Genomic DNA, 13,585 nt, shown 5'->3' with positions numbered 1-13,585 from the left:
ATTTTCACTCTTTTCCGTCATTATGCTCTTTTGACTCTTTATTACATTCTTTATTAGAACACACTGTTTTTGTTTCGGATTTAGTCACTTTTTCAACCATATATGAACCACACTTCTCACAAAACTCTCCTGTCGGTTTATTCCAAGCTACAAAGTCACAGTTTGGATAATTAGAACATCCATAAAAAGCTTTACCTCTTTTAGATTTTCTAAGTATAATATCTCCTTCTTCACATTTTGGACATTTAACACCAATTTTATTCATAATTGGTCTAGTTGTTTTACAATCAGGATAGTTTTTACAAGCCATAAACTTTCCAAATCTACCATATTTTATAACCATATTAGAACCACAGTTCTCACAGATTTCATCAGTTTCTTCATCCATATTTACTTTTTCTATATTTTCAAGTGCTTCTTCAATAGCTTCTTTAAGCGGTGCATATGATTCAGATACAATCTTTTTCCAATCTGTATTTCCTTCTTCTATAACATCAAGTTTACTTTCCATATCAGCAGTAAAATCCACATCTATGAATTTATGAAAATTATTTTCCAAAATATCAGTAACTATTATTCCAAGTTCTGTTGGACATAGACTTGTTCCTTGCTTTTCAACATATTCTCTATTCAATATAGTAGCTATTGTTGGAGCATACGTACTTGGTCTACCTATACCTAGTTCCTCTAGTGTTTTTACTAAACTAGCCTCTGTATATCTTGCTGGTGGTTGTGTAAAATGTTGGTCTGGTAATATATTTTCTATATTTAATATATCCCCTTTTTCTATACTTGGTAAAATTTTGTCTTCTCTTTCTGAAAAATTATATACTTTTGTATAACCATCAAATTTCATTTTTGAACCAGTTGCTTTAAATACGATATCTCCTATTTTACATTCTACATTTAATATGTCAAATACTGAATCCTCCATTTGACTAGCTACAAATCTTCTCCAAATTAAATTGTATAACTTGTACTGGTCTTTGCTAAGGGAAGCTTTTATACTATCAGGAGTTCTATCAACAGAAGTTGGTCTTATTGCCTCATGGGCATCTTGAACCTTTTTAGCATCCTTTTTTTCTTTTTTATCACCAGCGTTTTTATAGTAGTTTTCTCCTAGATTACTTACTATATAACCCTTAGCTTTTTCTTTTGCCTCATCAGATATTCTTTTAGAGTCAGTTCTTATATATGATATAAGACCAACAGTACCTTCACCTTCTATATCGATACCTTCATATAATTCTTGTGCTATCATCATTGTTTTTTTAGTCGTAAAAAATAGTTTATTTGCTCCTTCTTGTTGAAGCATACTTGTTGTAAATGGTTTTGGAGCTGATTTACGTCTTGATTTAGATTCTATCTTCTCAACTTTTAAATCTTTACCTTCCATTTCTCTCAGTATTTCATTTACAGCTTCTTCATTTTCTAATTCAATCTTTTCATCATTTTTACCATAAAATTTCAAAGTTATATCTTTATCTTTTGCTGTCTTTGCTTCAACATCTATTGTCCAATATTCTTTTGGAATAAATGCTTTTATTTCTTTTTCTCTATCGCAAATTAATTTTGTTGTAACAGATTGCACTCTACCTGCACTAAGACCTTTTCTAAGCTTTTGCCATAATATAGGGCTTATTTGATAACCTAAAAGTCTGTCTAGCACTCTTCTTGCCTGTTGTGCATCAACCAAATTTGTATCAATATTTCTAGGATGTTTAATTGCTTTTTTGATTGCATCCTTAGTTATCTCATTAAACTCTATTCTACAATCTTCAGATTCATCTAGATTTAGTATATGAGCTAAATGCCATGATATAGCTTCACCCTCTCTATCAGGGTCAGTTGCTAGATACACTTGTTTAGATTTTTTAGCTTCTTTTTTTAATTCCTTTATTACATCGCCTTTTCCTCTTATATTTATATATTGAGGTTCAAAATTATTTTCTATATCTACACCTAATTTACTTTTAGGTAAATCTCTGACATGACCAACTGATGCTTTAACTGTGTAATGACTTTTCCCTAAAAATTTTTCTATAGTTTTAGCTTTTGCAGGCGATTCTACGATGACTAATGTTTTGGCCATAAAACCATACACCCCCACTACCTAATCTTAATTTATACATTTAAACTGTACGTTTTATTATTCATTTCTACTACTAACTCATTTAGTACTAATTCATTGATTATTGAATTTACATACTTTATTTCTATACCAGTATAATCACAAATACTATCTATATGCAAGTTTCCTTCTCTTTTTATAGCTTCAATTATTTGCTTAGACTTGGCATTTAAACTTATATTATCATATTTTTGATTTATTTTTTTATTAATAATATTAAATATGTTATATTCATTTAAAATATCATCTATATTTTCAATTAATTTTGCACCTTCTTTTATAATTTTATGACAACCTCTACTCATTTGAGAATTTATATTACCAGGTATTGCAAAAACATTTTTACCATGTTCAAGAGCAAAATCTACTGTGATTAATGCACCACTTTTTATTGCTGCCTCTACAACAACTACTCCGTCACTTAATCCACTGATAATCCTATTTCTATTAGAAAAATGGTATGGAGCTACTGTCGAGTTAATATTATACTCTGATAATAATAATCCCCCATTTTCTAATATTTTATTTGATAAATGTAAATTTTGTTTTGGAAGAGGATTGTCTACTCCTGAACCAAGCACTGCTATAGTTTTAGATTTTCCACTCATACAACCTATGTGCGAGTATGCATCTATTCCTATAGCTAATCCACTTACTATATTAACTCCACACTGGGATAGTTGACAACTTATTGTTTTTGCACAATTAATTCCATAGGCTGTAGGTTTTCTTGAACCTACTATAGCTATATTAAAATTATTATTAACTAAACCTATGTCACCTTTATAAAATAATAACTTTGGAGCATTGTATATATTCTTTAAAGTTTCAGGATATTCTTTATCATATTGACAAATATATTTAATTGTTTTTTTGTAAAGTAGTTCTTTTATACTTTCTAAATAAGCGTGACCTCTATATTTTACTATATTTTTTCTAATATTCAAGCTTATATTTTTTAAATTATATATTTCTTTTTCAGAAAAATCAAATATATCTTCAATATTTACTATTTCATTTTCTATTATTTCAATTGTTTTTGTTGTTATTCCACTAATTGATTTCAACCATAAATAAGTATCTCTCTTTTCCATAAAATCCACCTCAAAACCTTATTTAAAATAACTATAATAAGCCTTTCTAAATGAAAAAGCTTCTATAATACACTGTGAATTTATCAATTCCATATCCTCTAAATCAGCTATTGTTCTTGCCATTTTTAAAAGTTTTGTATAACTTCTACTGCTCAGGTTGTATTTATTAAATATTATCTCAGCCGTTTTTGAAGCTTCTTTTTCTAATTTACAATATTTTAATAAATTGTAAGCTTTAATTTCACTATTATTTTTTATATTATCTTTCTTAAATCTATTTATCTGTATTTTTCTAGCATTTTCTACTCTTCTCTTTATTTTTTGAGAGCTTTCTTCTTGTTTTGAAGAATTAAAATCTGAATATTTTATAGAATTAACTTCTACAAAAATATCAAACCTATCTAACAGTGGACCTGATATTTTATTTATGTATCTATCAATTTCATTACTTCTACATCTGCACTCTGTCTCTGACATATAATAACCACATGGACATGGATTCATAGCTGCAATTAACAATACTTTACAAGGATATTTTGCATTGTATTTTACTCTAGATATATTTATATATCCATCTTCTATAGGTTGTCTTAAAGTCTCAAGTATTTTTCTATCAAACTCAGCTATTTCATCTAAAAACAAGATACCTCTATGTGCTAAAGCAACTTCTCCAGGTCTTGCATCCATTCCTCCTCCAATTAAGGATTGCTTTGTAGTTGTATGATGAGGTGCTCTAAAAGGTCTCTTATCAATTATTCCTTTAGTCTCATTTATCATACCCAATACACTATAAACTTTACTTACTTCTATCATTTCTTCTATACTTATATCTGGTAAAATTGTCCTTACTCTTTTTGCAATCATAGTTTTTCCTGAGCCTGGAGGTCCAATCATAAACATATTATGATTTCCAGCTGCTGCAATTTCTGCACTTCTCTTTACGAAGTAATTTCCTTTTACATCCTTAAAATCTTCATCATATTTACTTTTTTCTATATTATTAATCTTAGTATATTTATAATCTATATAATTATCATCTTTTTCTAGTTCTTCATTATCTTTTTTTGACTTATCATTCAAAAAAGACATTATCCTTACTTTATCGACTTTTATTTCTTCATTTAAAAAATCTACACATTCTTTTAAACTTTTAATAGGAATTATATCAATTTCATCTACAAATAGACTTTCTTTTATATTCTCAATTGGTATAAAAATACGTTTTATGTTTTGGGTTTTTGCACCCATAATTATAGGCAATATCCCTCTTACTTTTCTTATTTTTCCATCTAATGACAACTCTCCTATAAACATACTTTCTCTTATGTAATTTTCATCCTTTTTTATTAACTCTCTTAAAAGACCTATACTTATAGATAAGTCTAAAAAAGCTCCTTCTTTTTTTATATCTGCTGGCGATAAATTTACAACTATTCTAGTGCTTGGAAATTTATATCCACTATTAAGAATTGCTGACTTTACTCTCTCTCTTGCTTCTTTAATTTCTTTGCTTGGAAGACCAACAATATTAAAACTAGGTATTCCATTGCTTATATCTACTTCAACCTTTATCAAAAAGCTGTCTATTCCCACTAAGTTGCTTGAATTAATAATACTTAACATATTTAATCCTTTCCAAAAACTTTATCTTTTTTAAAAAGCATTCATTATGTGATTTATTCTTTTTTCTAATAAATATACCTCTATAATATCAAATCTTATAGGAGTATTATTTAAGTTATTTTTTATAATATAGTATTTTGCGACATCAATTATCTTTTTTCTTTTTTTAAAACCTACAGATTCGCAAGGGTAGCCATACTTTATGTTAGACCTTGATTTCACCTCCACAAATATAACTTCATCTCCTATATTTGCTATTATATCTACCTCCCCTATCTTTAATCTATAATTTTTTTCTAGTATCTTTGCACCTTTTGATAGCAGATAATTAACTGCTATTTCTTCTCCAAAATCACCTTTTTCTTTATTATTCATTATCTACTCCAATATATTAAATTTTTACTTTTAAATTATCGTCAGTATACAATTTAACTATTCATTTTTTTGAAATTGATTTTATTTCCATTAATATTAATAAATACTTCTATTGACTTTATTCTTTTATGATATTATGCTAGTTTTCATGAGGAAAGTTTATTTTTATGGAGGAATGTCTTTAATGAACAGAAAAAAATTATTTATTTTTATACGATATTTATCTCTATTTATATTACTTGTAAACTATTTGAATAATGCTGAAAATACATTGTATCCAGTTATAACAATGATTATATTATTTCTAATAATAAATAATCAAGTTAGATTTTTTTCTTTATCAAATGAGAATAAATTTATACTTATTTCTTATTTTTTAGAGCTTATTTTAATTTTTATATTGTATAATTATACAAAAACTTTTAATTCACTATACTTTGTCCCTTTAATTTTGGATACCTCATTTTTAATAAAGGAAAAATATAAATACATATTATTCTCTTTAGTTATAATATCCTCTTTTATCATTGGTTTAGATAAAAATGTATATTTAGCACTAGAATCAAGTTCTATATTACTAATTATAACTATACTTTCTATGTATCTAGAAAGTGAGAATTTATCTAAATTATACAATCAAAGTCTTTATGATAAACTCAGAGTTTCTAAAGACGAATTAAAAAAAGCTAATGCTGATTTAGAGATTTATGCAAGTTCTATAGAAGAATTAACAATTTTGAAAGAAAGAAACCGTATATCGAGGGAAATACATGATAGTGTTGGACATTCTCTTTCTACAACGATAATTCAATTAAATGCTATAGAAAAGCTCTTAAAAGACAAACCTCTCATTTCTGATTCAGTTCATGAACTTAGAGAATTTGTAACTGAAAGTTTTCAAGATGTAAGAAGAGCTATATCTGAACTAAAACCTGTTGAATATGAAAATTATCAAAATTTACTTAAAATCAAAGAACTGGTTAAAAGCTTTATTAAGCTTACAAATATCAACGTTAGATTAACTATATCAAAAAATACTTGGAACCTATCTAGAAATCAATCTATCGCTTTATATAGACTTGTTCAGGAATCGCTTTCTAACGCATCAAGGCATGGAAAAGCAACTGAAATTAGAATTTTTATAACATTTAATCCTTCAAATCTTATAATTACTATCAGTGATAATGGTATAGGATGTAACAATATAAAAAAGGGAAATGGACTTAACAGTATTAGCGAAAGAATATATGAATTAAATGGAAAAGTTGAATTCGATAATTCTAATACTGGATTCACAATTAGAGCATCTTTTCCTAAATTTTCAGGAGGTGATTTTTTTGAATAAAATCAAAGTTCTTATAGTAGATGATGAAAAATTGATTAGAAAAGGTCTTAAGATTATTTTATCATCTTATGACGATTTAGAAATTGTAGGAGATGCTTCCAACGGATATGAAGCGTTAGAATTTTGTAAAACAAATGATGTAGACATAGTTCTTATGGATATTCGGATGAAGGTTTGTGATGGAGTTCTAGGAACAAGGCTTATAAAAGAATATGATAGTTCTATAGCATTATTAATTTTGACAACCTTTAATGATGATGAGTACATAAAAGATGCTATGAAGTTTGGTGCTTCAGGATATCTTTTAAAGGATAGTTCAGATGAAGTATTACATGAAGGGATTCGTTCCTCGTTTTTTGGCAATATTGTACTTGATAAAAGTGTAGCTAAAAAAATTATGTCCCCTGAAAAAACTATAGAACAAGAACATATTTCTGATATGTATAATTTAACAGAAAAAGAAATATCCATAATTAGATTAATTGCAAATGGACTTAACAACAAAGAAATCAGCCAAGAATTATTCTTATCTGAAGGTACAATAAAGAATAATATCACTAATATCTTAGGGAAACTAGAGCTTCGTGATAGGACTCAACTAGTTATATTTGCCTTCAAAAATAAAATTGTAATATAAATATATAGGTAAGAAATCCATACCCTAAAAAATTTCTTACTCACAAGCTCATTTATAATAAATAAAAATATAAAGTGACTTAAGTCACTTTTTTTAGTGACTTATAGTAATAGAATTATGATTCATAATTCTTTATTATAGTATTATAGATTTTTAACTTATACAAAATTATTTTGGGAGGGATTATTATGGATATAGTCAGAGTAAATAATATAACAAAAAGATTTAATGATAAATTAGCACTTGATAATATCAGCTTTTCTGTTAAAGAAGGAGAGATATTTGGACTTATTGGACCAAATGGGGCTGGTAAATCTACACTTATAAATATAATTACAAATCTTATGTTACCAAATAGTGGCAACATTCAAATCAATGGTTTAGATTTGTCAAAAGATTATATAAAAGCAAAGTCTATAATAGGATTAGTTCCACAAGAATTAGCACTTATAGAAACACTTACTCCTTTTGATAACTTAGAGTACTTTGGGGCTTACTATGGATTAAAGGGAAAATTGCTTCAAGAGAGAATAACTGAAGCCTTAGAAGTCACAGGACTTACTGATGTTAAAAAGAAAAAAGTTAAAAAATTATCTGGTGGTATGCAAAGGAGATTGAACATTGGAATAGCACTTTTAAATCATCCTAAAATATTAATATTGGATGAACCAACTGTAGGTGTTGACCCTCAATCAAGAAATCATATTTTCAATTTTATAAAAAATATATCTGAAAAGCAAAAAACCACAGTAATATATACTTCTCATTACATGGAAGAAGTTGAGCATCTTTGTTCTAAGATTTTTATTATGGATGAAGGTAAGGAGATTGCTTTTGGAGATAATGATTATTTAAAATCATTAGTATCTACAAATACAAAATTAATTATGGAAATAAAAAATATAAATGCTCAACTTATATTTGATTTAAAAAATACTAAAGGTGTTATATCTATCTTAGAAAATAATTCATTATTAGAATTAGATATAGACAAAAAATTACAACTTACAGATGTGTTATCTGTTGTTGACAAAAATAATTCAAAAATAACACGAATATCTTATGAAGAACCTAGTCTAGAAGACGTGTTTTTGAATCTAACAGGGAAAAATTTAAGGGATTAATGGAGGTGATTTCATGAAATTATACATTAGTGTAAAAACTATGCTAAAAGGTTTAAAAAGCTCCTTTATACTTAATTTAATATATTTCTTAGCTTTACCTCTAGTTTTAGCTGGATTTCTTGGTATGGTGACAGAAAGTATGTTTCAAAATCCTATAAAAACAGATTTGACATCAATTGTTATATATGACAAAGATAATACAAAGCTATCAAATAATTTGACAGGATACTTAAAAAATGATTTATCTTCTATATTAACAGTTCAAAAAGATGATTCTAAGGCAGATTTAAAACTTACTATACCTAAAGGATATGAGAATAATTTATTAAATGAAAAATCAAATAATATAAGTATAGAAAAACTTAAAGCTAATGATTATATTCCAATATTACTTCAAGATATATTAGATACTTATCATGAAAAATTATATTTGAATAATTCTCAAAAATTAAGTTCAGAAGATTTCTCAAAATTATTTAATAAGAATTCTATTGATACCTCTATAATAAAAAATAATGTTAAACAAAACTCTTATGAGTACTTTGCTTTAGTTTCCCTTGGATTCTTCGCAATAATTTTTATAATGAATAACATTTTATCAAATTATGTAAGTGAATCAAAAGGACTTTCAAAAAGACTCTACTCTATGCCTGTAACTAGAGTACAATTTTTAATTTATGATTTTGTAGGTTTATGGATTTACTCATTTATATTTTTATCATTATACGTTTTATTTTTTAGAACACTCGGTGTAACATTCAAAGGTAACTTTGTTATATTAGCTTTACTTTGTGCTTTAGCTTCTTATTTTATGACTTCAATATCTACTTTTATAACTACCTTTTTTAGCAAGAAATATGGTACAGTTATAGTTTATGCATTACTCTTCTTACAAACAGTTTTTGGAGGTATTTTCAGCATGGTAAATGATGTATTTACTAAGTTTACAAGTTTATCTCCTACTTATTTAATAGGAACATTGTTCAGTAATTATGAGACGTTTAAAACTATAGATTCAATAGAAAGTTTAATTTTTACATGCCTAATTGCATCTACAGTATTGATTGCACTTTCTATTATAAAAGAAAAATATAAATGGAGGGAGGTTTAATAATGATTAGGTTGACTATTGCAAACATAAAAAGATATATAAAAAATCATGCTCTTTTAGTTAATATGGTTTTATTTCCTGTTATATTAATGTTTTATCTTAACTTTTTTACTGGCAACTCAGAAAATCAATCAATGTACTTTTCTCCAGTAGCAATTGTATCCAATTCTTCTGGAAAATACGAACATAAGTTAATAGATAATTCTAAATTAAAAGAAAACTCATTTGGATTAAACGAACAAGACAAGGCTATGAATCTATTAAAAAACAATAAAGTTTCTGCTGTCTTCATTTTAGATAAAAACTTTTCAAGCAATATAGATAACTTAAAACGACCTATGGTTAAATGCTTTAAAACTGAAAATGGTGGAGGTAGTCTTTGGGCAGAATCACAAATAGAATCTTTTATTACTAATTCATTAAAATTAAAAATAGATAGAAATATAGATGATAAATTGACCAAGACAAATATAATTGATAACAGTTCAGGTAAGAATAAAAATTCATTTTTAATAGTTTTCTTGATATGTTATTTTATGTACATTAATGCAGCGCATCTAGCTTCTGATTTATTTTCATTAAAAAAATCTAATACCTTAAAAAGACTTGTTTCTACAAAACATAATGATATAAAAATAATTTTCAGCATATTTTTAGGATTATTTTTTACTCAAGCAATTGTATACACCTTAACTTTAGTATGTTTCACATCTATAAGTAATTTTAAATTGACTCTAAGTACATTGATGATTGTACTTGCAAATAGTTTTGTTGCTACTGGATTTGTATTTTGGATAGCTAGGGTGTTTAAAAACGAAGGTTCTATAAGTCTTATGTCTACGTTTTATTCTTTAATAGGTTTAGCTATATCCATATCTAGTATGATACCATCACTTAATAAATTATCCTTTATGGCTAATCTTTCAAAGCTTACACCATTTTATTGGACTATAGATGCTATTAATAATAATGGTAATATATTAATAAATATAATTGTTTTAATTCTTATTGGAATGGTATTTATAACAGCTGGAAGTCTTAACTTAAGAGATTTTGCTAGAAATTAATAATTATTAAATCTAGTTAGTATGTTATTTTATACAGTACTAACTAGATATTTTAATATATTAAATCCTCTTATCTTATATTTTTATATCCAATTATATATATCTATTATTCTAAACTTTTTATTATATATTAACTCATTTGACTTGTCAAGTATTTCATGATATAATATTAATTATTAGATAATTAAAGCATTGTACCCAAATTGCAATATCTAAAATTCAGTTTGGAGGTATAACCATATGTATAAAATCGGTGAAAGTGTAATGTATCCAAAAGAAGGAGCCTGTTATATAAGTGGTCTTGTAACAAAGGATGTAAATCATCATATACAAAAATACTATGAATTGACTGTTATTTACAATAGTAATCTTAAAATTTCGATTCCAGTTTTAAATGCTGATAAGATTGGCGTACGTCCAGTTATGGATGAAAATGAAGTTGACAACTTTATCCAATCCATTGATAAAGCGGATTGTTTATGGGTTCTTGATAGAAAAAAACGACTTAAACTATACCAGGATAAATTTCATTCAGGAGATGTTTTCGAGATTGTGAAATTAATTAAGATGCTTATGATACAAGATAATTCAAAACAACTATGTAGCACAGATAAGGACTTTCTAAATAAGGCTCAAAGATTTGCTTTGTCAGAATTGGCTGCAGCACAATGCAAATCCTACACAATTGTATTAGAAGAAATGAAAAACCATATACTAAATTCAAAAAATAACAATTAAACTAGTTTAATTGTTTAACTATTCATATGATTACTATACTCTTCTTCAAACCTTTCAATCTAAAATTAATAAAGATAGATTAATTAGATAGACATCTTTATTTTAATAAAAAAGTCTAGGGGTAAATCATATTCTTGATTTTCCTCTAGACTTAGTAATAAAACTTACTCTTGCTCAAGTTCTTTTTTCTCTTCTAATAAAACACTTAACTCATTTGCTTCTAAAATTTGTGCCTCTGCAATATCAAGTAACTCTTGTTGCCATTCCACACATTTATCTTTGTAATCAAAAGGTAGCGTTCTGTCAACTATGTACTTATCAATACAGTCCTCCGCACTTTTAATTATTTCTTTTCTTTCATCAATAAATTTTTCTAATTCTACTAAGGCTTCTTCATAAGCTTTTCTACTCATATAAATTCCCCCTTTGTACAATTATTCTACATTAAAATGATTTTTCCTCTTTTTTGTATAAAATTTTATTTGTATATAACTTTTCCATCAATATCTTTTATAGTTTGACATCCAGTTAATATCATAGAACTACTTAGTTCTGATTGAAGCTTATTTACGTAAGTTTCTACACCATCAGTTGCTCCACCAAATGAAGCAGTCACAAAAGGTCTTCCTATTAATACCGCATCTGCCCCTAGTCCTATCATCTTTAATACATCTAATCCTGTTCTAACTCCACCATCTGCAAGTATTGTAACTTTGCCTTTAACAGCATCAGCAATTCTTGGTAAAACTTCACATGCTCCTGGTGTACAATCTAGTACTCTTCCTCCATGATTTGATACAACTATGGCATCTACACCTGCTTCAACTGCCATTAATGCATCTTCAACAGTCATTATTCCTTTTAATATAAATGGTAGTTTAGTAGAGTTCACCAACTCTTTTATTTGTTCAACATTTTTAGGAAGTACTGGCTTTCCATGTAGTGATAAAGTCACTAGACCACAAGCATCTATATCAACTCCAACTGCAAATGCCCCAGCTTCTTCAGCTAGTCTTATCTTTTTTATAATATTTTCATTATCCCAAGGTTTAATAAATACAATTCCAGCTCCATTATACTTTTTAACTACATCTAAATTTTCCATTAAAAAAGCATCTACTGCTGTATCTCCAACCATTGCATAAATACCACTATTAGCACATCCTGCAACTACTGGTTCTATGTAATCTCTTTCATTAATTTTTCCACCCATATTTAAAGTAGTTCCTGTTACTGGAGCTGCAAATATAGGCGCACTCATTTTTTTCCCAAACATTTCTATAGATGTATCAGGATTTGAGACATTATGTATTACTCTCATATTTACTTTTACTTTTTCTAAGCTCTTACTATTTTCTATAAAAGAAGAACCACTGCCTTTACCTCCCATACCAGGAACTTCCCCTGCACAAACAACTCCATTACAAACCTTACAAACTTTACAACTTCCATTTAAATTTTCTCTAGCATTTTTTAATAATTCATTATACTCCATCTTTAATCCCCCCATTTATTATAGTAATTTATATCATATACATTATATCATATTGTATTTACAGTATATTTTTCAAAAAACTTTTCCTATGTATAGGAGTTATTCCGTGTTTTTCAATGGCTTCATAATGTTCTTTAGTCCCATACCCTTTATGAGATTTAAAACCATATTCTGGATAGACCCTATCATATTGATACATTATACTATCTCTAGTAACCTTAGCCAATATACTTGCTGCTGCTATTGATATAGATTTTGAATCTCCTTTTACAATTGGATTTTGAGCTATATCAATCCCTGGTATTGTCGCTGCATCAACCAATAGATAATCAGGTGCTTGTTTTAAACAATTTATAGCTTTTTTCATTGCCATATATGTAGCATTCAATATATTAAATTCGTCTATTTCTTCATTATTTACTATACCTACTCCATAGTCTAATGCTTCTCTTTTTATTACTTCAAAAAGTTCATCTCTTTTTGCTTCACTTAGTTTTTTAGAATCATTTACGCCTTCTATTTTTGTGTTTTTTTTAAATACTACTACAGAAGCTACAACAGGTCCAGCAAGAGGTCCTCTTCCCGCTTCATCAATTCCTCCAATATATAAATAACCTTTATTGTAACCTTCATTTTCAAATATATTTATAGTTTCTAATCTTTCTTCTTCTTTTCTAATATTGTCTAATTTTTTAGCTAGTTTTACAGCTAAGCTTTGAACAGATTTTCTGTCATCGACTCTCAATAGTTCTATATATTGCATATATTTTTCTACTTCTAAGGTCTCAATTATTTCTTTAATCTCCCTCACGCTTTTATTCTGCATACAATTACCTCATCTTTCA

General features: G+C 27.2%; 13 protein-coding genes. 6 read left to right on the top strand and 7 right to left on the bottom strand.

Annotation, left to right across the window (positions count from 1 at the left end; translation table 11 throughout):
* Window positions 1–4 precede the first annotated feature (4 nt).
* From topA to JJC02_06015, 4 genes are read right to left on the bottom strand one after another with little or no spacing between them, the layout of a single operon-like run.
* Entirely contained in the window at window positions 5–2,092 is a 2,088-nt protein-coding gene (topA, locus tag JJC02_06030; GenBank protein UDN55732.1) for a type I DNA topoisomerase, read from the bottom strand.
* A 32-nt stretch (window positions 2,093–2,124) separates the two neighbouring features.
* Window positions 2,125–3,225: a DNA-protecting protein DprA gene (gene dprA / locus JJC02_06025; protein UDN55731.1), complete on the bottom strand. Its 1,101-nt coding sequence runs from the start codon at window positions 3,223–3,225 to the stop codon at window positions 2,125–2,127.
* A gap of 18 nt (window positions 3,226–3,243) precedes the next feature.
* Window positions 3,244–4,848 (bottom strand): YifB family Mg chelatase-like AAA ATPase, encoded by a 1,605-nt coding sequence (locus JJC02_06020; GenBank protein UDN55730.1) that lies wholly within the window; start codon window positions 4,846–4,848, stop codon window positions 3,244–3,246.
* 30 nt (window positions 4,849–4,878) lie between these two features.
* Window positions 4,879–5,223, bottom strand: coding sequence for a YraN family protein (locus tag JJC02_06015; protein ID UDN55729.1), 345 nt, complete (start codon window positions 5,221–5,223; stop codon window positions 4,879–4,881).
* 184 nt (window positions 5,224–5,407) lie between these two features.
* Between JJC02_06015 and JJC02_06010 the strand changes: the two genes are divergently transcribed.
* The 6 genes from JJC02_06010 (at window position 5,408) to JJC02_05985 (ending at window position 11,245) form a co-directional block, all read left to right on the top strand.
* Window positions 5,408–6,568, top strand: coding sequence for a sensor histidine kinase (locus JJC02_06010; GenBank protein ID UDN55728.1), 1,161 nt, complete (start codon window positions 5,408–5,410; stop codon window positions 6,566–6,568).
* A complete protein-coding gene (locus tag JJC02_06005; protein ID UDN55727.1) occupies window positions 6,561–7,205 on the top strand; it encodes a response regulator transcription factor in 645 nt (214 codons plus the stop codon). Before JJC02_06010 ends, JJC02_06005 begins: the two co-directional genes overlap by 8 nt.
* Window positions 7,206–7,393: 188 nt before the next feature.
* Window positions 7,394–8,329 (top strand): ABC transporter ATP-binding protein, encoded by a 936-nt coding sequence (locus JJC02_06000; protein UDN55726.1) that lies wholly within the window; start codon window positions 7,394–7,396, stop codon window positions 8,327–8,329.
* Between the two features lie 13 nt (window positions 8,330–8,342).
* Entirely contained in the window at window positions 8,343–9,440 is a 1,098-nt protein-coding gene (locus JJC02_05995; GenBank protein UDN55725.1) for an ABC transporter permease, read from the top strand.
* Between the two features lie 2 nt (window positions 9,441–9,442).
* Entirely contained in the window at window positions 9,443–10,507 is a 1,065-nt protein-coding gene (locus tag JJC02_05990) for an ABC transporter permease (protein UDN55724.1), read from the top strand.
* Window positions 10,508–10,747: 240 nt separating this feature from the next.
* The gene (locus JJC02_05985; GenBank protein UDN55723.1) at window positions 10,748–11,245 is read left to right on the top strand and encodes a CarD family transcriptional regulator; all 498 of its coding nucleotides are present in this window, start codon (window positions 10,748–10,750) and stop codon (window positions 11,243–11,245) included.
* Window positions 11,246–11,409: 164 nt separating this feature from the next.
* Here JJC02_05985 and JJC02_05980 read toward each other — a convergent pair whose 3' ends face one another.
* From JJC02_05980 to JJC02_05970, 3 genes are all read right to left on the bottom strand, one after another.
* Complete coding sequence (locus JJC02_05980; protein ID UDN55722.1) at window positions 11,410–11,658, bottom strand: hypothetical protein; 249 nt, start codon at window positions 11,656–11,658, stop codon at window positions 11,410–11,412.
* Window positions 11,659–11,723: 65 nt separating this feature from the next.
* The gene (locus JJC02_05975) at window positions 11,724–12,740 is read right to left on the bottom strand and encodes an alpha-hydroxy-acid oxidizing protein (GenBank protein ID UDN55721.1); all 1,017 of its coding nucleotides are present in this window, start codon (window positions 12,738–12,740) and stop codon (window positions 11,724–11,726) included.
* Between the two features lie 58 nt (window positions 12,741–12,798).
* Complete coding sequence (locus JJC02_05970; protein UDN55720.1) at window positions 12,799–13,566, bottom strand: ribonuclease HII; 768 nt, start codon at window positions 13,564–13,566, stop codon at window positions 12,799–12,801.
* Between the last annotated feature and the right edge of the window lie 19 nt (window positions 13,567–13,585).

The sequence above is a fragment of the Clostridioides sp. ES-S-0054-01 genome, from assembly GCA_021561035.1.
Lineage (GTDB): Bacteria > Bacillota > Clostridia > Peptostreptococcales > Peptostreptococcaceae > Clostridioides.
Note: the sequence above shows the minus strand (reverse complement) of the source record. Positions and strands in the feature narration are given on the sequence as shown.